This window comes from Pseudomonas sp. AMR01, from assembly GCF_041946035.1.
Lineage (GTDB): Bacteria > Pseudomonadota > Gammaproteobacteria > Pseudomonadales > Pseudomonadaceae > Aquipseudomonas > Aquipseudomonas antarctica_B.
Map to the genome: position 1 here is coordinate 55,447 of NZ_JAUTYR010000015.1, position 21,631 is coordinate 77,077.

Below are 21,631 nucleotides of genomic sequence, written 5' to 3' on the forward strand. Positions count from 1 at the left end.
ACTTATTGCTGACTGGCCTGCAACTGCCGGGCCTTTTCCATCAGCGCCGCCTTCTGCTCAGGGCTCATTGCATCCAGCCGCAAACGCGCCTGTGCAATCTTCTCCAACTGCCCCGGGACACTTTCACGCGCCCGCAGTACTCCTGCCAGTTCCGCCACACTGGGGTGGTCAAACACCACACCGGGGTGAATCTCGCAGTGCAGCAGCTTGCGAATGCCCGCCACCAGCTTGATCACCAACAAGGAATGCCCGCCAACAGCGAAAAAGTCCTCATCGATGCTTAGCCGCTCCAACCCGACCAACTGGGCCATACGCGTGGACAACAGTTCTTCCAGAGCATCACGTGGCGCTACGTAAACTGCCCGTGCGGCCACCGGTTGGGCCTGCTGCAAGGCCTTGCGGTCAACCTTGCCGTTGGGCAGGCGCGGCATGCGCTCCAGGCTCAGGACCTGACGTGGCACCATGGCCGCCGGCAGGTGTTGAGCGAGCCGGGTTTTCAGTTGAGCCAAAAGCGCCTCATCCGCGGCTGCGCGCAGTACTACGAACGCTTGCGGCTCCTCGTGGGCGAGCACCACCACCGCCTCGCTGACTTCGGGAAAGCGCAGCAGCTGCGCTTCTATCTCCGCCAACTCAATGCGAAAACCCCGCACCTTGACCTGATGATCGTGGCGACCATACAGCTGCACACCGCCCTCAACCCGATAACGCGCCAGGTCGCCCGTGCGATACAGCCGCTCGCCGCCCACCAGCGGGCTCTGGATAAACGCGTCCGCTTGCCCATTCAAGTAGCCACGGCACAGCTGTTGGCCACCGATAAACAACTCACCCAGTTCACCGGTTGCCAGCAACTGAGCGTCAGCGCCGAGTACAAATACCTGGTTGCCGGGCAGCACGTGGGTCAGCGGAACGCCGTGGCTCAAGTCGCCACCGGGCAATAACGGGTGCACCATCACCCCCACCGTCGCTTCAGTGGGGCCGTAGTGGTTGAACACCCGGCAATCGGGCCGCAACTGGCGAATGCGCTGCACCAGGCCAGCGCCGATGGCTTCACCGCCCAACACCAACGTGTCAGGCAGTACGGCGCTGTCAGCCTCAAGCAATGCCGACAGGTGCGAGGGCACAATTTTCAAACAATCGATTCGGTTATCGCGCAGGAACCCGGCGAAGCCCTCGGGATCTTGCAGCGTGGCATCGTCAGCAATATGCAGGGCCGCGCCGTTGTACAGCGCGCCGAACAAGGCGGTGTTGCCCAGGTCCGCCGCCACCGTGGAGCTGAACGCAACATGACGGCACGCAGCGAGGCCCAACTGCTGGCTGCTGCTCGCGGTGTAGTTGAGCAACGCGCCATGTTCGATCACCACGCCTTTGGGTTGCCCGGTAGAACCGGACGTGAACAGCACATAGGCGACGTCCCGCGACTGCACGGAGGCGGCCTGTGTCACGCGAGCATCCAGGCTCGCCGCAGCGACATTGAGCACCTTGAACGCAGCCAGCGGATCACCCTGGCTCGGCGCTTGCGCCATCAGGATCAAGCGCGCAGCAGCATGCCCGGCTATTTCCGCCTGGCGCGCCGCTGGCCATTGCGGGTCCAGCGGCAGGTAAGCGGCACCCGCACGCCAAGTAGCGAGAATGGCGACAACCAGTTCCACAGAGCGCGGCAACGCCAGGCCAACGATCGACCCCGCGCTCACGCCCTGGCGCAGCAACTCGGCACTCAATTGTGCGGTGCGCGCGTCCAGTGCGGCGTAGCTCAGGGTCTCGCCCGCCGCGACTAGTGCCACGGCGTCCGGCGTCTGGCTCGCCCACGCGGCGATACGTTGGGGCAATAACAGCGCATCCATCGCCTGCGCCGGCGGGTTCAGTGCCAGTAGCCGGCTTTTTTCGTCGGCGTCCAGCAGGTTCAGACGTGCAACGCTTTCGTCGGGCGTGTCGGCAATGCTGCGCAGCAACTGACGGTATTGGCCCAACAAGGTCTCGGCGGCGTGCGCGCTGTAGCACGCGGGGTTGAAGTCCAGCAACACGGCTTGGGGTTCGCCGGTGTCTGCCATGTCCAGTTGCAGTGCCAACTCGAACGCCGGCGCACTGGGCGGCAGGTCGCTGCCCGCCCAGACCAGGCCAGCCACTGCATGCGGCGCTGAAACCTGTCGGCGACTAAAGCCGACTGCGGGCGCGGCCTGTTGCGGGAATGCCAACGGCGACCAGTATTCCTGCCAGGTGCGGTGCTGATCCAACTGCGCCGCCAAAGTGCTTGCCAGGTCACGGAAGGTGCTGGCCAGATCGATATGGATCGCCAAGGGCAAGGTTTTCTCGAACAGGCCCAGGCTGTGGCTGAAGAATTCATAGTCCTGGCGCGCATCATGCCGCCAGCCCCCGAGGAAAGACTCCCGGCCACTGATGCGTGCCAGCAGCACCCACCAGGCGGCTTGCATCAAAACATCCAGTGGTTGCCCCTGCGTACGCAGGCGAGCCAGCAGGGTTTGATCCAGTGGCACACTCAAGCGCTCTGCTGGCGCAACATCGGAAGACGCCAGGCGGTAAGGCAAATCCGGCCCGTTTACCAGCGGCTCGCTTGCTTGCAGATACTGCTGCCAGTAAGCCTTGGCGGTCTCTGCGTCCTCGTCGAAGATCACCTCGCTGCGCCATTCCAGGTACTGGGAAAACTGCCCCGGCTCCTCCTCCGCAAACCCTTGCTGCGCATAGGCGGCCAGCAATTCCTGCTGGAGCAAAGCCAGGGTTGCGGCATCGACCGCGTGACGCGCCACGCCCACCAGCAATTGCCAGTGGTCGGTTTCCAGGCGCTGCAATAAGGCCGCTACCAGCGGCAGCGGTTGCTGCAACCAGTGTTGCTGGCGTGCGCTCACTTGTTGCGGTGAGGCCACTTGCGTCCACTGGGTCAGGCTCACTGTCTCAGCGGCCGCGACGCGCTGGCGCAACCCGTGATAACCGCTGACCGGCGCAAATTGCGCGGCCAAGGCTTCGTGGCGTACCACCAGGCTGTCCAGTGCGTGTTGCAGGCGCAACGGGTCCAGTTCGCCATGAATGTCGAGTTTCAGGCAGTGGGCCAGGTCGCCCCAACTCGCGCCCGCTTGGCGTGCGTCCAGATGCTGTTGCTGCTCGACCAACAGCGCCAGTCCAGCGTCCACGCTTCCCTGTTGTGCAGTACTCATGCTTCGGCCTCTTGCTTTTCGGTGTCGTGGTGCGCCACGTGCAGCGCACTGCGTTCAATCATTTCGCCCATTGCCACAACAATTTTGCGCGGCCCTTCAAAGGGGTCGCGGGCATGGGCCGCCAGCATATTGTCGAGCAGGATGACGTCACCTTTTTGCCAGTCGAACCGCACCGCGCAGGCTTCGTACAGCTCGCCCACCAACGCCATCACCTCATCTTCAATCGGCGAGCCGTCGCCGTAGTACACATGACGCGGCATGCGCTGCTCACCGAACAGTGCCAGCAAGTCTTCGCGCACATCCGGGTCCAGGCAGAAGATGTGGTGCAGTTGCACCTGGTTGAAGAAGGTTTTTTCACCGGTCACCGGGTGCCGAATGATCGCCGGGCACGGGGTGCGGATTTGCAGTTCATCGTTGTCCAGCCAGGTCCACTCAATGCCTGCCGCCCGGCAACGCGCTTCAACGTCGGCGCGTACGTCGGTCTTGAAGAAGTGCTGCCAGGACACATCGAGCTTGTCGGCAAAGGTGCGCACGTACAGCAGGCCCTTGTCTTCGAAGCGTTCGCGAATCGCCACCGGCAATTTGAGGTACATCTGCCGGCAGTCCACCACGGGCGTGGCGCCGCCCACGGGCGAAGGCTGTTCGCAGAAGAACAGCTGCTTGCGTGGCCAGCGGTCCTGATGGGAGCTTTCGTTATGGAACAGAATCATTTTCTTTTCGGGGTAAGGCGTCGAGCGGTAGGTGTTCTTGCCGCCTTCTTTTTTCGGCAAGTCGCCGTATTGGCCATACAGGCCCGGCTGAACCGCCTCGGCAAACGCTTCGAAGTCATGAATGTCGCGCAGGGCAAACCCGCGGAACAATATGCCCGCATGCCGCGCGAGCTTTTCTTCCACCAGCGCGCGGTTTTCCTTGATCCAGGCGACGAGGTCCAGGCCCGGGTCTGTGGGTTCCATCAGCAATGGAAAATCCTGCCCGGGCACCATCAGCGACTCACGCATCAGCGCGCCGGCTGGCTTGTCGATGCGGCTTTGGGATTTTTTCAGGAACTTGCCCAGCTTGTCCGCCTTGATGGCGGGCGGCACGGGAGCGCTAGTTTGTCCCAGGGTGTCTGTAGGCATGGTGATATCCCCTAATTGAATGTTCGGATCACACACAATCTGTTGAAGAATTCCCGTCCAGGCGTCGACGAATGACTCAATGCGTTGTTGTTCAAACAGGTCGCTGGCGTACTGCCAGGTCCCGTGCAGGCCGCCCGCGTCTTCATCGATGAACAGAGCCATATCGAACTTGGAATAGCCGCCTCGGCTGGGCAGTACTTCAACCTCAATCCCGTCCATCTGGCCGCTCTGCACCGGCAGGTTGTTCATCACGAACAGCACCTGCACCAATGGGTTGAAACCCCGTTGGCGCGGACGTGATGCGGCCTCGACAATCATGTCGAAGGGCAGGTCCTGATGCTCAAAAGCGTCGAGTGCGGTGCCTTGGGTGCTGGCAAGAAAAGCGCTGAACGGTTGCTGCGCGGCAAAGCTGGAGCGCAGCGGCAGGATGTTCACGAAAAAGCCGATCAGCCCTTCCAGCTCGGGCTGTTGGCGCCCGGCAACATCGGCGCCGACCAGCACGTCAGCGCTGCCACTGAGGCGATGCAGCATGACCTGGAACGCCGCGAGGAGCGTGCTGTAGAGGGTGACGCCGGCACGCGTCGACAACGCCTTCAGCCCGGCATGCAAGGCAACGGGCAGCGTGAAGCCAAGGTCCCGGCCTTCATGGGTGGGCACTGGCGGGCGAGGTTTGTCGGTGGGCAATGGCAACACACCGCTGTGACCGGCCAGTGCCTGTTCCCAGTAACGCGCCTGCGCGGCCAGCACGCCGGTCTGTTGCAGCTGCTGTTGCCAGAGGGCGTAATCGGAATACTGGATCGGCAAGGGTAGCAGCGGCTCAAGCACGCCCGCCATGGCCCGCCCGTAAAAGCCCACCAGTTCATTCACCAGCACTGCCATCGACCAGCCATCGGAGATGATGTGGTGCATCGAATACAGCAACACATGTTCCGTGGGACCCAACTTGAGCACCTGCCCACGCAACAACGGCGCCTGCAACAGGCCGATGGATTGACGGGTATTGGCTTCAACCGCGACGGCCACCCGACGCTGTTGCTCGGCCGGGGCCAGAGACGATAGGTCGAACAGCGGCAAGTCGACCTCCACATGCGCGGCGATCACTGCCAGCGGGTCACCCTCCTCGTCCGTGATATAGGCGGTGCGCAGGGTCTCGTGGCGGGCCACTACCTGCGCCAGGCTGCTGATCAGTAACGGCACCGACAGCTCGCCGCGCAAACGCACCGCCAGTGGCATGCCATAGGCGCCACTGGCCTGCGACAGCTGCTCCACCACCCAGAGCCGGCGCTGAACCAGCGACAGCGCTGCGCTGGCTTTTTCACCGTAAGCCACCAACGGCACGTGCACCGCAGCCGCAGCCGCAGCGCCGGTTCGGGCAGCCACCGCTGCCACAAAATCCGCCAGGCGCGGCGCGCCAAACAGGTCGCGCAGGCTCAGCTCGCAGGCCAGGAGCGTGCGCAAGCGCGCGATCACTTGAGTGGCCAGCAACGAGTGCCCGCCCAGCTCGAAAAAGTGATCGTCCAGCCCGATCTGCTTCAGTTCCAGCACGCGTTGCCAGACTTGCGCGACCTGTATTTCCAGCGCCGTTCGAGGTGCCACATAGTGTTTTTGCTGGCTGCCGGCATCCGGTTTTGGCAAGGCTTTACGGTCCAGCTTGCCGTTGGGGTTCAACGGTAGCGCCTCAAGCATCACCCAGTGAGCGGGCACCATGTAATCCGGCAAGGACTGTTGCAGTAGCGCTTTCAAGACTTGCGCTTGCAGGGCATCCGACTGGGGCACCACATACGCGACCAGATGCGCGCCGGTCGGCCCGTCCAGCGCAACCACGGCCGCCTCACGCACTTGAGGCATGGCTTGCAGGCAGGCTTCGATTTCACCCATTTCGATGCGGAAACCGCGGATCTTCACTTGATGGTCAATGCGGCCAACGTATTCCAGCGCGGCGTTTTCGTTGTATCGCGCCAGGTCACCACTGCGGTAAAGCCGCGCGCCCGGCGCACCGGAAAACGGGTCGGGCAGGAAACGTTCGGCGGTCAGTGCCGGGCGATCAAAATAGCCTTGGGCCAGGCCTGCCGAGGCGCCGATGCACAATTCACCGACGCCACAGTTCGGCAGCAGTTCAAACCCACTGTCGAGCACGTACAGGGCGCGCCCTTCGATGGCCTGCCCGATCGGCATGCCGTACGCGTCATTCGCGTCCGCCAGTTGGCAGTCGTGCACGCCTGACACCACGGTGGCCTCGGTCGGCCCATAGGTATTGAGCAAACGCACGTGACCCAGCCCGGCTGCATGCCAGGCGCGTACGCCCTCCACGGCCATGGCTTCGCCACCCACATGCACTTGGCGCAGTTTGCCCAGCGAGCGGCCATCGGCGGCGCATTCCTTGGCCAGCAAATACCAATAAGCGGCGGGTAAGTCGGCCAGGGTAACGCCTTGCTCGACGATTTCGCGGGCGAGCAGCCCGGCGTCCCACAGCTCGTCACCGCGCATGATCAGCGCAGCGCCGATGCACAGCGGCGGGTAGCATTGCTCGACAAAGCCGTCGAAGCTGAAGGTCGCAAATTGCAGCACGCGGTCGGCAGGCGTCAGCGCGCTGTAGCCCGCAGCCGCGTCACAGAACTGGTCGAGGGCGGCATGGTCGATGGCCACACCTTTGGGCCGACCGGTAGAACCGGAGGTGTAGATCACATAGGCCAGGTCGCCGGCGGCTGCGTGGTTCGGCGGATTGGTTGCCGGATAGCCCGCCAGTTCTTCACCGAGTGTTGTGAAGTCCAGGCGTTTAAGCCCTTGGGGCAATGGCAGGTCGGCGAGCAACCCGGTTTCGCTGAGCAACAGGCTAAGGCGACTGTCCGCGAGCATGTAGCCCAGGCGTTCGGCCGGGTATGCAGGGTCCAGCGGCACATAGGCGGCGCCACTTTTAAGCACTGCCAGCAGGCTGACGATCAACTGCGGGCCACGTCGGCACGCCAGGCCAACGCGCTGGCCGGGGCCGACGCCCAGCGCCAGTAGCCGATGGGCCAGGCGGTTGGCGCGCTGGTTAAGTTGCCCGTAGCTCAGGCATTCGCCACCCGCTTGCACCGCCAGTGCATCGGGTGTGGCGTGGGCCTGGGCGGCAATGCGTTCATGCACACGCTCGTGACGCTGTGCCGCGCGCGGTGATTGGCTTAGGGCGAGCAAGTTGCGTTGCGCACCGTTATCCAGCAGTTGCAAAGTGCCGAGAGGTACACGCGCATCCGCCACCAGTTGCGCCAGCAGGTGCTGCAGGTTGGCGCTCAGTTGCGCGACCTGTTGCGCGCTGAACCGGCCTCGGTCGTAACTGAACTCCAGGCGCAGGCCGGCGCCCAGCTCGATGCCCAGGGTCAGCGGGTAGTGGGTGCGCTCATGGTTGTGCAGCGTGCCGAAGGTCAGGCCAGCGGGCGCGCCTTGTTTCAGCGCTTCGGCCACCGGGAAGTTTTCGAACACCAGCAGGGTGTCGAACAGCGCCGTCCCTTGCTGACCCGCCCAACCCTGAATGTCGTAGAGCGGCGTGTGTTCATGGTCGCGCAGGCTGAGGTTTAAAGCCTGCAGCTCAGCGAGCCAGTCGACAGCCGACTGAGCGGGCGAGGCCGCGCTGATGATCGGCAAGGTATTAATGAACAGCCCCAACTGCTGCTCGATCCCCGGCAGCGGCGCCGAACGCCCGGCGACGGTCGCACCGAACGCCACGCAATCCTGGCCGGTGTAGCGTTGCAGCAAGAGGCTCCAGGCACCTTGCAGCAGGGTGTTAAGGGTGATTTTGTGCTGACGGGCGCAGTCTCCGAGGGCGCGGGTGAATGTGCTGTCCAAGGTCATGTTGTAGTCAGCCATGCCAGCGCCGTCGACAGGTGGGCGCAGCGCTTCCGCAACCAAAGTTGGCGCTTGCAACGGCGCCAGTGCGGCTTTCCAGTACCCTTCGCCCGAGGCTTGCTGTTGCAGCCAACCGAGGTAATCACGGAACTGCCCCACCGGCGCCGGCAACGCCTGGCCTGCGTAATGGGCGATGACTTCGCCGAGCAACTGGGCGTTACTCCAGCCATCCATCAGGATGTGATGACTGGTGAAAATCAGGTGCCAGGCCGTGCCCGTCGCGCGCACCAGCGTGAGGCGAAACAGCGGCGCAGTGCTCAGCTCGAACCCGCGCTCACGTTCGGCATCGGCCAAGGCGTCGATGTCTGCATCCGGGTCTTCGACCACCTGCAGTTGCAGGTCAACCTGGCGATGGATGACCTGGTGGGCGCTGTCCAGATCAAGCCAGTGGAAGCTGCTGCGCAAAATGTCATGCCGCTCCAGCGCAGCCTGCCAGGCGCGTCCGAAGGCCAGAAGGTCGAGGCCTTCGATATCCAGGCGCAACTGGTTGATATACGCCTGGGCCTCGGGCTCGTATAGGGTATGGAACAACATGCCTTGCTGCATGGGTGACAGCGGGTACAGATCGGCAATCGCCGGGCCGGCGACCGGCAAATTGTCGAGCTGTTGTTGAGTCAGCCGCGCCAGCGGGAAGTCCGACGGTGTGACCTGCCCGGCGGGCGTGTCGCAGCAGTGTTGGATCAGCGCCTTGAGTTCAGCCGTGTATTCATCCGCCAGCCGCTGGATGGTCGATGCCTGGAACATCTCGCGGCTGAAGCCCCATTGCAACGCCAACTCGCCGCCATACACCTGCCCTTCCACCGTCAACCAGTTGGCCAACGGCGCTTCGGGGTCCTGAGCCTGGCCGCTGCCCTGGGTGGCGGGCACAAACAGCGCCGACTCATTGAACTGGCGGTCGAACTGGCCCAGGTAGTTAAAGGTGATGCGCGGCACGGCAAGGCCTTCAAGGGTTTCACGCACTTCGGGCGCCGCCAGGTAGCGCAGCAGGCCATAACCAAGGCCTTTGTCAGGCACGGCGCGCAGTTGCTCCTTGACCGATTTGATTGCGCTCGACCACTCGCCATTGCCTTCCAGGCGAACCGGGAACAGGCTGGTGAACCAGCCGACGGTGCGGGTCAGGTCGAGCGCGTCGAACAGGTCCTCACGGCCGTGGCCTTCCAGCTGGATCAGTGCCGCAGCCTGCCCGCTCCAACGGCTGATCACACGCGCCAACGCCGTCAGCAGCAGGTCGTTGACTTGAGTGCGATACGCCGCCGGCGCGTCTTGCAGCAACAGCCGGGTCTGCTCCACGTTGAGGCGGGTTTCGAGTTTGTCGCCCAAGCGGTTTTGCAAACCACCGTGGCGGTTGTCACACGGCAGCTCGGCGTCGACGGATTGCGCCTGCCAGAAAGGCAGTTGTGCGTTGAGGGTTTGCGCGTGGGCTTGCAGGTGGTGCGCCCAGTGCTGATAGGCGCTGGTCTTGGCCGGCAGCGGCGCACCGCGGTATGTCTGTTGCAGATCTTCGAGCAGGATGCGCCAGGAAACGCCGTCCACCACCAAGTGATGCACCACCAGCAGCAAACGCTGAGAGCCATCGGCCATGGCGACCAGGGCGGCGCGCAGCAGTGGGCCTTGCGCCAGGTCGAGGCTGCGCTGGGCTTCGTCGCACAGCGCGGCCAATTCCGTATCATTGTTGACGCGGCACTGCCACAGCGCAGGTTCGGTGACTGGCGCGGCATGGGCTTGCTGCCAACCGTCAGTGTGCTTCACAAAGCGCAGGCGCAAGGCATCGTGATGGTTGAGCAACTGCGTCAGCGCCGCTTCCAGGCGTGTTGGCTCCAGCGTCTCACGCGGGGTCAGCAGCAGGGACTGGTTCCAGTGATGACGCGCGGGGATCGCCTGGGCAAAAAAGCTGTGCTGCACAGGTGTCAGGATCACCTCGCCGCTGACCGGCCCTTGATCGACAACGCTGGCCTGCTCACGGGTTGCGACGGGGGCCAGGCTGCGAATGCTCTGGTACTGGAACAGGTCACGCGGGTTGAGGCGAATGCCCGCCTGACGGGCGCGGCTGACCACCTGGATGGAAATGATCGAGTCGCCGCCCAGTTCGAAAAAGTTGTCGTCCAGGCCGACCTGATCGACGCCAAGCACGTCGCACCAGATAGCCGCCAAGGCTTTTTGCAGGTCAGTTTGCGGCGCAACAAAAGCCTGCTGCGGCGCAGCGTCCGGCAGCGGCAGCGCCTTGCGGTCAAGCTTGCCGTTGGCGGTCACCGGCAGTGTGGCGAGCGGCATCAGGTGCGTCGGCACCATGTATTCCGGCAGGCTCTTGAGCAGCCAGGTTTTGAGGTCAGCTGGCTCATCGCTTTCGAGCACCAAATAGGCGACCAGTTGCTTGCCGCCCTGCACCAACACCACCGCCTCGCGCACCGTTGGATGCTGCATCAAGCGCATCTCGATTTCGCCCAGTTCGATGCGCAAGCCGCGCAGTTTGACCTGATGATCAAGGCGGCCGAGGTAGTCGATGACGCCGTCAGCACGCTGGCTTACGCGGTCACCCGTGCGGTACAGGCGCTCGCCCCTCACAAACGGGCTCGGCACGAAGCGCTCGGCGGTCAACGCCGGGCGACGGTGGTAGCTGCGGGCCAGGCCAGTGCCGCCCAGGTACAGCTCGCCGGCCACACCGGCGGGGACCGGGTTGAGTTGGGCATCAAGCACGTATGTGGCGAGGTTGGCGATGGGGCGGCCGATGGGCACGCTGTCGGCACCTTCGTCGACGCAGGTCCAGTGGGTCACGTCGATCGCAGCTTCGGTCGGGCCGTAGAGGTTATACAAATTGGCGTTTGGCAGTTTGGCGAACACCTGCTGTTGCGCGTCCAGCGGCAAGGCTTCGCCGCTGCACACGATGCGCTTGAGGCCTGTGCAGGCGTGTACACCCGGTTCATGGATAAACGCCTGGAGCATCGATGGCACGAAGTGCAAGGTGGTGATTGCGTGACGGTTGATGGTCTCGATCAGGCGCGCCGGCTCACGGTGTTCACCCGGAGCAGCCACCACTAATCGCGCGCCGGTCATCAATGGCCAGAAGAACTCCCACACCGACACGTCAAAGCTGAACGGGGTTTTTTGCAACACTGCGTCGCGGGCCTCCAGGCCATACGCCTGCTGCATCCAGCACAGGCGGTTGACCAATGCGCGGTGGCTGTTGCCAGCACCTTTGGGTTTACCGGTGGAGCCCGAGGTGTAGATCACGTAAGCCAGGTTGAGCGCGTGAATATCAACGGCGGGCGACTGTGTGCTGTAGGTGTCGAGCCCGTCGTGCGGCTGATCGAGGGCAATTACCTGGATGCCCTCGGTGGGCAGCAAGGCCTGCAGGCTTTGCTGGGTCAGCAGCAGCTGAATGCCGCTGTCTTCGATCATGTAGGCCAGGCGGTCCTCGGGGTATTCCGGGTCCAACGGCACGTAGGCACCGCCTGCCTTGAGAATGGCCAGCAGGCCCACCACCATTTCGATGGAGCGTTCGATGCAGATACCGACTAAAACGTCCGGGCCGACGCCCTTCTCGCGCAGGGCATGGGCCAACTGGTTGGCGCGCGCGTCGAGCCGGGCATAGCTCAAGGTGGTTGCGCCGAATACCAGCGCCGGCGCATCGGGCGTTCGCTGTACTTGATCTTCGATCAGTTGATGGATAGCGCATTCGGTCGGGTACGCTTGGGCGTTGCTGTTCCAGTCGCGCACCAACAGGTGCTGCTCGTCGGCAGCCAGCATCGGCAATTCACCCACGCGCTGTTCGCCATCGGCAACCATGGCCTGCAGCAGGCTGATCCAGTGCCGCGCCATGCGCTCGATGGACGTCGCCTCAAACAGGTCGTTCGCATAAGTCAACGCGGCGTGCAGGGTGCCGGATTTCTCGTAGGTGTCGAGGGTCAGGTCGAACTGGGTGGTGCGGCCCTGCCATTCCACCAAGGCCAATTCCAGCCCGGAAGCGGTGCTGACGCAGGCGATGTCCGCCACCACTGGCTGGTGGTTGTACATCACCTGGAACAGCGGCGTATGACTGAGGCTGCGCTCGACCTTCAAGGCTTCCACCAGACGCTCGAACGGCAGCTCCTGATGAGCCTGGGCGCCGAGGGCGTGCTCCTTGATGCCTTGCAGCAACTCGGCGACGCGGGTTTGCCCGGTCAACTCGGTGCGCAGCACTTGAGTGTTGACGAAGAAGCCAATCAGCCCTTCCACCTCACTGCGATTGCGGTTGGCGATGGGCACGCCAATGCGAATATCGCCCTGCCCGGTGTAGCGATGCAGCAACACGTTGAACGCGCCAAGCAACAGCATGAAAAGGGTGACGTTGTGCTGTTGCGCGCAGGTGCGCAGCTGCGCGGCCAGGCCCGGGTCAATCGCGAAATTATGCCGGGTGCCCTGATAGCTGGGCATGGCCGGGCGCGGGCGATCAGTCGGCAACTCCAGCACCGGATGCTCATCACCCAGACGCGCTTGCCAGTACTCCAATTGACGCGCCTGCTCCCCCGCTTCCAGCCAGCGGCGCTGCCACAGGGCGTAGTCGCTGTACTGGATCGGCAGCGCCGGCAGTTGCGGCGCGTCGTTGCGTTCGTGCGCGTCGTAGAAACGGATGAATTCGTCGATCAGCACGTTCATCGACCAACCATCGGAGACAATGTGGTGCAGGGTCAGCAGCAACACATGCTCCTGATCACCCAGGGTGAGCAATTGCACACGCAGCAAGGGACCGTGTTCCAGGTCGAAGGGCAACAGCGATTGACGGGTGGCGGCCTCGTTGACGGCCTGCTCACGCTCGGCGGGTGCCAGGGCGCTTATATCCAGCCGCTCGATAGCCAGTGAAGGCTCGACAGCGACTTGTGCCAGGCGGTCATCCGCCTGGCGCTGAAATACGGTGCGCAAGGTTTCATGGCGGGCCACCAGGCTGGCAAATGCCTGCTCCATCGCGGGCAAACTCAGTTCACCCTTGAGCCGTACCGCGCCCGGCAAGTTGTAGGCCCCGCTGGCCGGGTCCAATTGCCAGAGAAACCACATGCGTTGCTGCGCGTAGGACAGCGCCTGGCGATCCTCCACCTCCACCCCTGCCGGAATCGGAAACCGGGAAAAGTCCACGCCTTCTTTCTGCAGGGCCTGCAGGAATAACTGGCGTTTTTCCAGGGGCAACCCGATAAACCGGCGAGCAAGTTTCAAGGAGTCTTCAGCATTCATTTGTTGGAGTCCGGAGCAATAGGCAGGAAGCACAAAGGCACGTCGTCCCTATAAAACGAACCGGGGAGGGAAAAATTAGCGGGGGATGGGGGGCATGGAGCGAGGTGTCATCAAGGGTTACATCAATCTCAGGAAAGGCGCACGAACACGCGCTAGCATTGACGCACACCACTTTTTGCAACTAAATTTGGTTACAGGCAAGGATCGCCGTGTCCAAAAATGAAAAGCTGCTCGCCAAACTGCTCAACGAGCACATGGCATTTACCTGGCCAGAGCTCATCACGCTGCTGCACCGGCTCGGCTACACACAGATTGAAGGGGCTGGAAGCCGCGTCAAGTTCGACATCGGCGACCCCAGTGCAATGATCACCTTGCACAAGCCTCACCCCGGCAACGAACTGAAACACTACATTCGGCGCCAGATCATCGAACAATTGAAATCAGGAGAACTGATTCAGTGAATAACCAATTGAAGCACCAAGGCTACATCGGCTCTATCGAAGCCAGCCTCGAAGACAACTGCCTCTTCGGCAAGGTTCTGTTCATCAAGGCGCTGGTCAGCTATGAAGGAAAAACCGTCGCTGAACTGGACGCGGCCTTCCGTGAAGCCGTCGACGATTACCTCGCCACGTGCCAACGCTTGGGGCAGCTACCGGAAAAGCCTTGCAAGGGCTCGTTCAACGTACGCGTAGGCCATGACCTGCATTTGGCCGCGGCCCTGGCCGCCACCCGCAAGAAAGTGACGCTCAATGATCTGACGCGCCAGGCGCTGAATGAGTTTTTGCAGCATCACAGCGCAGACCCTTGCCCGGCAATCGGCTGACTGCCCAACCGTCGATACCCCAGCACGGCTGAACCCAATACCACCGCGCCTGCCACCAGCGCCACCCAGAACCCGCGGGTGGCGCCGTAATGGTCGATCATCCAGCCCGAACTGGCGGCGCCAATGGCCACCCCGATGCTCAAGCCGGTGATCAGCCAGGTCATGCCTTCGGTGAGGCGGCTGGGCGGAACGACCTGCTCCACCAGGGCCATGGACACGATCAAGGTGGGCGCGAAGAACAGCCCGGAGATAAAGATCGCCACGGCCAGGCCGGGAATGTCTGTCACCAGCAATAACGGCAAGGTGGTCAACGCGGTGGCCACGCCGCAAAACAGAAACTGCCGGGGCAGCGGCGCCTTGAGCTTGAGTGTGCCGAACGCCAGCCCCGCCAGGCACGAACCGATGGCATACACCGACAGCACGATGCTCGCCGCCGCCGGTTGGCCCTGATGCTGGGCGAAAGCGACGCTGACCACATCGACCACGCCGACGATCACGCCCATGGCCAGCAGCAGGATCATCAGGATCAGCACCGACGGCGAGGCGATCAACAGGCGGCCATGATGGTTCTCGTGCGCGTGCACCGGCGGTTCGGTCTCACGTTGCAGCACAAAGGTGGTCACGCCCACCGCCAGCAGCAGCGCCGCCACCAAAGGTCCGGCTTCGGGAAACAGCACCACACTCAAGCCGACGGAAATCGGCGGGCCAACAATGAAGCACACTTCATCGAGCACTGACTCCAGGGCAAACGCGGTGTGCAATTGGGGCTGACCGCGATACAACTCGGACCAGCGCGCGCGCACCATGGCCGACATATTCGGCATGCATCCGGCCAGTGCCGCAAACACGAACAACAGCCAGCTCGGCGCCTGCAACCGGGTACACAGCAACAGCAGCAACAACGCACCGCCGCCGATCACTGCGGCAATCGGCAGCACCCTGCCCTGGCTATAACGGTCGACCAGGCGCGATACCTGCGGCGCACACACGGCCGTGGCCAGGGCGAACACCGCCGCCACCGCGCCCGCCAGGCCATAGCCGCCATGCACCTGCGAGAGCATGGTGATCAGGCCGATACCGGTCATGGACACCGGCATGCGTGCCAGCATGCCCGCCAGCACAAAAGCGCGGGCGCCGGGGACCTTGAACAACTCGGCGTAGGGGTTTGCCATCCTAGTGAACCTCTTCTGGCGAAGCGCCGCAGGTCGATACGTTCCTGATCAGCCAGACCCTGGTCAAAGACAAGCCGCTGGCACGTCGCGAGCATCCTGCCGGTCGCCGACACCCACTTTAAATAATTACACCAACCGCTTGATCTGCTTGTGCCGCCACACCAGTCGGTAATACCCCGTCTGCAATGCCAGCATCGCCAGGTAGGTCACCGGAAACGCCATCCACACGCCTTCAAGGCCGAAGTGTGCGTTGAGCAGATACGCTATCGGCAGCTCAACGCACAGTACGCAGAAGATCGAAATGGCGACGGGCATCAGCACCACGCCGCTGGCGCGCATGATCCCGCCGATCACGGCCTGGAACCCGAACACCAGAATGCTCCAGAGCATGATGTGCAACAGGTGTTCGGCATTGACGCGCGCGGCGTCGTCGGTGATGAACAAGCCCAGCAGCCAGTGCGACAACAGGTAGCCGACTACGATCAGCCCGCCGGTGAGGCAGGTGTTGATCAACAGCCCGGTGCGCAGGATCGGCCCGATACGTTCCAGGCGCCCGGCGCCAATCGCCTGAGCACCGAGGATCGACGCGGTGATCGCAATCGACAGCGCCGGGAACTGCACGTAATTGACGATTTGCGTTACAGCACCATACGCCGCCGTGGCTTGGGAGCCATGGCTGTTGACGAGGGCAAGGATGACCAATTCCGACAACGACAGCACCACCATCTGTAAGCCGGTGGGCAGACCGATGCGCAGGACTTTGCCGAGAATTGCGCGGTCCAGGCGCAAGGCTGCAAACAGCTCACGGTTCGGCGCCATCACATGGTTTTTATGGCGCAGACGCAGGATCAGAAACAGCATGGCCGACGCGTTGCCCACCAAGCCTGCGTACACGGCACTCTGGATGCCCATGGGCGGCAGGCCGATCCAGCCGCGAATCAGTGCCGGGGTCAGCAGCAGGCCCACCAGGGTTGAAACCATCAGCGCCAGCAGCGGCGAAATCGTGTCGCTGACGCCCCGCAATAACTGGGTATAGAGGATAAACACCAGCAGCAGCGGCATGATCAACATCATGACTTGGGCGTACCCAACCGCATCGTCCAACACATCGATCGGCGTGCCGAGTGCCTGCAATGCCGGGCGCGCAAACAAGCTGCCGAGCACTGCCGCAATCAAACCTACCAGCGCGCCCAGCGTTAAGGTCGCGCCGGTGATCACCTTGACCATCGCGGTTTCCTGAGCCCCCCAGGCCTGGCCGATCAACACCGAAGCGCCCGCCCCCAGGCCGATGACCAGGGCAATAAAGAAAAACACGATGGGGAACATCCCCGACACTGCCGCCAGTGCCTGGGTGCCGAGCATTTGCCCGACATAGATGCCGTTCAGCGTGCCGGAAAAACTTTGCAGGAAGTTGGACAGCACCATCGGTGCCAGAAAAATCAGGTAGATCTGCCACAAAGGCCGATTGGGAGTGAGTTGCATGGTTGTTCAGGTCCCGGAATTATTATCAGGCGGGGAAAGCATTGCGCGACAGCCAGGCCAAATACGTCTGCACGTCGTTCGGCCACTGCGCAATCTTGCTGGAAAAGTTCGCCGCATCATCGGCAAACAGCGCTCGCGAGGCGTCTTCGAACCCGGGCAGGTCGCCGCCGATAGCGCTCATGAAACGATAGCTGGCGTCTTTGGCCTGGCGCATCTGATCACGGGAAGCATGGTCAGTGCGAGCCTCATCGACCAACCGACGCAACGCCGCCGAGGCACCGCCGTGCTGTTGGCCGAGCCATTCCCAGTGGCGCGGCAGCAAGGTGACCTCACGCGCGACTACGCCCAATTTTGGGCGCCCGACGCACGGCGATGCAGGCGGCTCAGCATCGGTATCTTCCTGTGCCGGCTGCTCGGGCGCGTAACCCGCCGGCCAGGGATAGTCGACCTGGGTGCCGGTGGCATCATCGAAAACCAGGAAGCTGCCAGCCGCCAATCCGAGGTCTGACAATTGCTCGAAGACATCGGCATAGCTACCGGCCACCACCCGCTGATGACCAACAAAAGCGGTGCACAGAGGCAAATTTTGCGCAGGCATGACGTTTTACCCGGATGTTATTTGTTTTACCCGGATTATATTAGTCAGGATGGCGCGGCTTGCAAGGCTATTGCGCAAAAACCTCCACGCGCTGCTCACGCACCGTCGCGCACATCGCTTGCACAGCCGGTTCGCGCAGCAGGCATTCGGCAATGGCGGGTTCCAGTTCCACCCGCAAGCGCCGGCCCAACGCCCTCGCGCCAAACCGCGCGTCGTGCTGACGGCACAACCACGCCTTCGCCTGCTCATCCAGCGTCAGTGAGCGACGCTGCAACGCCAGGCGCTGATTGAGCTTTGCCAGCTCCACGTCCAGCAACGCGTCGAGCCATTGGCTATCGAGGGGTTCGAACATCAGGATACGGTCGATACGGTTGAGAAATTCCGGCTCAAAATGCCCGTGCAGCGCCTCTTCCAGCACCGCCGCCTCGCCCCGTGCGAAGACCCGCAGCAAACGTCGCCAGCCATGGGCAAACCGCTGGCGATGGCGCCGCGCCTGTTGCGCACCGACATTGCTGGTCATGAAGATCAGGCTGTTGCGAAAGTCCAGCGTGCGCGTGCCACCGGCCAGGGTCAGTTGGCCATTTTCGAGAATGCCGAGCAGGCTGCGGACCACTTCCCGGCTGGCTTTTTCGAGTTCGTCGAACAGCACAATGCCCGGTCGGCTGTAAGTGCCCTGGATCAACTCACTGTTGAACAGGCTGATGCCTTCCTTGCTGCCCACATACCCTGGCGGCGCGCCGGTCAGCGCAGCGGCGTAATGCTCCTGCGCCAGAGTGTGCATGTCGATGCGGCAAAAACCGTCGGCACGCCCGTGCAGTGCCTGGGCCAGCAGGCGCACGATTTCGGTCTTGCCAACACCGGTTGGCCCCATGAACAGGTTGACGCTCAGTGGCCGGTCACGCTCGCCAATATCGGCCTTGACCACCTTAAGCAACCCTTCCACTTGCGCGAGCGCGGCGTCCTGCCCGACGATCCGGCTGCGCAACAGCGCCATCACCTGAGCCGGTTCAAAGGTAAACCGCATGCCCTACTCCGCCGTCTTTTCTTTACCGCCGTGTGGCAGCTGCCCCACCGGGCAGTCGGCCACGCCCACCGTGCTGCGGGTGAATTGCTCAACGTTCTCCTGAGCCTTTTGCGCGTCCAGCACCCAGGTGCGATAGAACTCGAACGGGCAGTCGGCCACGCCCTTGTCGCCATCGCCCGAGGCGTGCATGCCGGTGTAGCCCCGGTGCAGCAGCTTGAACAGATGGTTCTGCGACTGATCATTGGCCCGCGCATCGCGGATCTGCGACACCGACAACTGCGCGTACTGAATGCCCATTTCCTCTTCGCCGCATTCGCCCAGGGTGCGCCCGTCAAACCCGATGATCGCCGAGTGCCCAAAGTACGAATACACCCCGTCGAACCCGGCAGCGTTGGCCACCGCGACGTAGCAGTTGTTCGCCCAGGCCATGCTCTTGGACATCTGCACCTGCTGCTCCTTGGCCGGGTACATATAGCCCTGGCAGCGCACGATCAACTCGGCTCCCTTCATCGCACAGTCACGCCAGATTTCCGGGTAGTTGCCGTCGTCGCAGATGATCAGGCTGACCTTCATGCCCTTGGGCCCGTCGCACACATAAGTGCGATCGCCTGGATACCAGCCTTCGATGGGGCACCACGGAATGCACTTGCGGTAACGCTGTACGATGTCGCCGAGGTTATTGATCAACACCAGCGTGTTGTACGGCGCCTTGTGCGGATGTTCTTCGTGGCGCTCACCCGTCAGGGAAAACACGCCCCAGGTATTCGCATGGCGGCACGCCGCCGAGAAAATCGCGGTTTCTTCGCCTGGAATGCTCGCGGCGGTGGCCATCATCTCGTCATGGTCATACATGATGCCCATGGTGCTGTATTCCGGGAACACCACCAAGTCCATACCCGGCAGGCCCTGTTTCATGCCGACGATAATCTCGGCAATCTTCTTCGCGTTTTCGATGACCTGCGCCTTGGTGTGCAAGCGCGGCATCTTGTAGTTCACCACTGCGACACCGACGGTGTCGGGGCTGCTGGAAATGTCGCCATGACGCATAACAACGCTCCTGGTCTAGTGACTGATCATCCACGGCCGTGGCCCGGTTTTGGTTTTGAGCCCCAGCGGATTGGTTTTGCTGGGCTCGACTTTTTTGCCGGTGCCACAGCAACTGCAGCCCGCCGGATGCCGGCGACTCTCCTGATACTCACCCACGGTTTGCGGCGCATGCGCGCTGCGCTCGTTGCCGGCGATGGCCTTGCGCTGGTTGGCAGAAAGAATGCCCAGCGCCGGGGCCGACACCAGCAGTTGCCCGCCCGCCGAAGCGCAATACGGGCATTCGCTGGGTTCATGGCGTTGGGCAATCGGGCGCAGCATCGTGAAGGTGCCACAGGTCTCGCAGCTGTATTCGTAGGTCGGCATGGCTAAAGGTCCGGGGCGATGGGCAGGTCGATGCTGCCGTCGAGGAACTTGGTCGGGCCGTTGGCGTTGGGGTTAATGTCGAACTCGAATATTTCGGTGGGCAGCCACAAGGTTGCACACGCATTCGGAATATCCACCACGCCGCTGATGTGCCCCTGCACCGGCGCCGACCCCAGCAGCGCATAGCCCTGAGCGGGCGAATAGCCGAACTTGGTCAGGTAGTTGATCGCGTTCAGGCACGCTTGGCGGTACGCAACGTTAACGTCCAGGTAGTGTTGCTGGCCCTGTTCGTCCACCGAAATGCCTTCGAAGATCAGGTAGTTCTTGTAATTCGGCGTGATCGGGCTTGGCTTGAATACCGGGTTCTTGATCCCGTATTTGGCCATGCCGCCCTTGATCAGCTCGACTTTCATGTGCACCCAGCCCGCCATCTCGATGGCGCCGCAAAAGGTGATTTCGCCGTCGCCCTGGCTGAAGTGCAAATCGCCCACCGACAGCCCGGCGCCGTTCACGTAAACCGGAAAGAAAATCTTCGAACCCCGGGACAAGTCCTTGATATCGCAGTTACCGCCATGCTCACGCGGCGGCACGGTGCGCGCACCCGTGGCGGCGGCGTCATCGCGGGCCTTGCCCTTGAGCTTGCCCATGTGCGCGGTGGCGGCCAGTGGCGCGTTGGCCAGCGGCGGCACGCGGGTCGGGTTGGTGTCGATCAGCTCCTGCTCGCGACGGTTCCAGTCGGCAAGCATCACCGGGTCGGGCAGGCAACCGATCAAACCGGGGTGGATCAAACCGGCGAAATTCACCCCCGGAATGTGCCGTGAGCTGGTGAACATTCCTTTGAAATCCCAGATGGCTTTTTGTGCGCTGGGGAAGTGATCGGTGAGAAAGCCGCCGCCGTTCTGCCGCGAAAAGAACCCGTTGAAGCCCCACTGGGAATCCGCCTTGGCGCCGATATCGAGCAGGTCCACCACCAGCAAATCCCCGGGCTCTGCGCCGTGCACACCCACGGGGCCCGACAGGTAATGCACGGTGGACAGGTCCACATCGCGCACGTCGCTGGCGTCGTCGTTGTTCTTGATCGCGCCAGCGGTCCAGTCGTAGGTTTCCAGGATGAAGTCATCGCCCGGCTTTACCCAGCAGGCCATCGGGATATCCGGGTGCCAGCGGTTATGGATATTCTCGTTTTCGGTGACGGGCTGGCTAAGGTCGACTTTGATCAGCGTTTCGGTCATGGGCTGGCTCCTGGACGGATGACGTGTTGCGTTCAAGCCAGTCTCAGGCGCCAGGGGCAAACGGAAAATACGTTGGATGACGTATAAAACCCGTAGCTCGGGTTTTATTCCATCAATTCGCTCAATGTCAGGGACAGTAATTACTGATTGGACTCACCGCTGGAGGGTATTTACATTCCGCGCAATGGATAGCTTTTAGCCATCACTTTAACTCCCCCAAATTATCGAGCCTTTCATGAAAAAACCCGTCTCGTTAGCGATGCGTATCGGACTTGGCTTTGCGTCCACGCTGTCGTTGCTGGTACTGATCACCGCCGTCGGTATTCAGCGTGTAGGCTTTATCGACAGCACCCTTAAGGGCGTCTCTGAACAAGCCGCGGTGGCCCAGCGCTACGCGATCAACTTTCGCGGCAGCGTGCACAACCGCGCCATTGCCATTCGCGATGCGGTGCTGGTCAAGGATGAGCAGGCGTTGAACGGGCACCTGGCTGAAATCGATCAGCTCAAGCGCGACTACCAGG

11 protein-coding genes are annotated in these 21,631 nt (G+C 62.4%); 2 read left to right on the forward strand and 9 right to left on the reverse strand.

The window, feature by feature from the left end; translation table 11 throughout:
- Positions 1 to 2: 2 nt before the first annotated feature.
- Together Q7C20_RS15430 and Q7C20_RS15435 are read right to left on the reverse strand one after the other, a co-directional pair.
- Positions 3 to 3,167, reverse strand: coding sequence for an amino acid adenylation domain-containing protein (locus Q7C20_RS15430; RefSeq protein WP_375068447.1), 3,165 nt, complete (start codon positions 3,165 to 3,167; stop codon positions 3 to 5).
- The gene (locus Q7C20_RS15435; RefSeq protein ID WP_375068449.1) at positions 3,164 to 13,369 is read right to left on the reverse strand and encodes an amino acid adenylation domain-containing protein; all 10,206 of its coding nucleotides are present in this window, start codon (positions 13,367 to 13,369) and stop codon (positions 3,164 to 3,166) included. Before Q7C20_RS15435 ends, Q7C20_RS15430 begins: the two co-directional genes overlap by 4 nt.
- A gap of 209 nt (positions 13,370 to 13,578) precedes the next feature.
- On the opposite strand from Q7C20_RS15435, the gene Q7C20_RS15440 reads away from it, so the two are divergent.
- Positions 13,579 to 13,830 (forward strand): type II toxin-antitoxin system HicA family toxin, encoded by a 252-nt coding sequence (locus tag Q7C20_RS15440; RefSeq protein WP_375068451.1) that lies wholly within the window; start codon positions 13,579 to 13,581, stop codon positions 13,828 to 13,830.
- Positions 13,827 to 14,192 (forward strand): type II toxin-antitoxin system HicB family antitoxin, encoded by a 366-nt coding sequence (locus Q7C20_RS15445; protein WP_375068453.1) that lies wholly within the window; start codon positions 13,827 to 13,829, stop codon positions 14,190 to 14,192. Before Q7C20_RS15440 ends, Q7C20_RS15445 begins: the two co-directional genes overlap by 4 nt.
- Here Q7C20_RS15445 and Q7C20_RS15450 read toward each other — a convergent pair.
- The 7 genes from Q7C20_RS15450 to fmdA form a co-directional block, all read right to left on the reverse strand.
- Complete coding sequence (locus Q7C20_RS15450; RefSeq protein WP_375068454.1) at positions 14,159 to 15,364, reverse strand: MFS transporter; 1,206 nt, start codon at positions 15,362 to 15,364, stop codon at positions 14,159 to 14,161. The genes Q7C20_RS15445 and Q7C20_RS15450 overlap by 34 nt on opposite strands.
- A 126-nt stretch (positions 15,365 to 15,490) precedes the next feature.
- A complete protein-coding gene (locus Q7C20_RS15455) occupies positions 15,491 to 16,846 on the reverse strand; it encodes an MATE family efflux transporter (protein WP_375068456.1) in 1,356 nt (451 codons plus the stop codon).
- 25 nt (positions 16,847 to 16,871) lie between these two features.
- The gene (locus Q7C20_RS15460; RefSeq protein WP_375068458.1) at positions 16,872 to 17,444 is read right to left on the reverse strand and encodes a DUF2239 family protein; all 573 of its coding nucleotides are present in this window, start codon (positions 17,442 to 17,444) and stop codon (positions 16,872 to 16,874) included.
- 67 nt (positions 17,445 to 17,511) lie between these two features.
- Positions 17,512 to 18,468 (reverse strand): AAA family ATPase, encoded by a 957-nt coding sequence (locus tag Q7C20_RS15465; protein ID WP_375068460.1) that lies wholly within the window; start codon positions 18,466 to 18,468, stop codon positions 17,512 to 17,514.
- Positions 18,469 to 18,471: 3 nt separating this feature from the next.
- Positions 18,472 to 19,515 (reverse strand): aliphatic amidase, encoded by a 1,044-nt coding sequence (locus Q7C20_RS15470; RefSeq protein WP_375068462.1) that lies wholly within the window; start codon positions 19,513 to 19,515, stop codon positions 18,472 to 18,474.
- Positions 19,516 to 19,530: 15 nt separating this feature from the next.
- Complete coding sequence (locus Q7C20_RS15475; protein ID WP_375068464.1) at positions 19,531 to 19,878, reverse strand: zinc ribbon domain-containing protein; 348 nt, start codon at positions 19,876 to 19,878, stop codon at positions 19,531 to 19,533.
- A 2-nt stretch (positions 19,879 to 19,880) separates the two neighbouring features.
- A complete protein-coding gene (fmdA, locus tag Q7C20_RS15480; protein WP_375068465.1) occupies positions 19,881 to 21,110 on the reverse strand; it encodes a formamidase in 1,230 nt (409 codons plus the stop codon).
- Positions 21,111 to 21,631: the final 521 nt, after the last annotated feature.

Bases quoted from the DNA above. Each gene is read 5' to 3' on its own strand.
- Q7C20_RS15430 (WP_375068447.1), bottom strand. From the start codon at position 3,167: ATGAGTACTGCACAACAGGGAAGCGTGGACGCTGGACTGGCGCTGTTG.
- Q7C20_RS15435 (WP_375068449.1), bottom strand. From the start codon at position 13,369: ATGAATGCTGAAGACTCCTTGAAACTTGCTCGCCGGTTTATCGGGTTG.
- Q7C20_RS15450 (WP_375068454.1), bottom strand. From the start codon at position 15,364: ATGGCAAACCCCTACGCCGAGTTGTTCAAGGTCCCCGGCGCCCGCGCT.
- Q7C20_RS15455 (WP_375068456.1), bottom strand. From the start codon at position 16,846: ATGCAACTCACTCCCAATCGGCCTTTGTGGCAGATCTACCTGATTTTT.
- Q7C20_RS15460 (WP_375068458.1), bottom strand. From the start codon at position 17,444: ATGCCTGCGCAAAATTTGCCTCTGTGCACCGCTTTTGTTGGTCATCAG.
- Q7C20_RS15465 (WP_375068460.1), bottom strand. From the start codon at position 18,468: ATGCGGTTTACCTTTGAACCGGCTCAGGTGATGGCGCTGTTGCGCAGC.
- Q7C20_RS15470 (WP_375068462.1), bottom strand. From the start codon at position 19,515: ATGCGTCATGGCGACATTTCCAGCAGCCCCGACACCGTCGGTGTCGCA.
- Q7C20_RS15475 (WP_375068464.1), bottom strand. From the start codon at position 19,878: ATGCCGACCTACGAATACAGCTGCGAGACCTGTGGCACCTTCACGATG.
- fmdA (WP_375068465.1), bottom strand. From the start codon at position 21,110: ATGACCGAAACGCTGATCAAAGTCGACCTTAGCCAGCCCGTCACCGAA.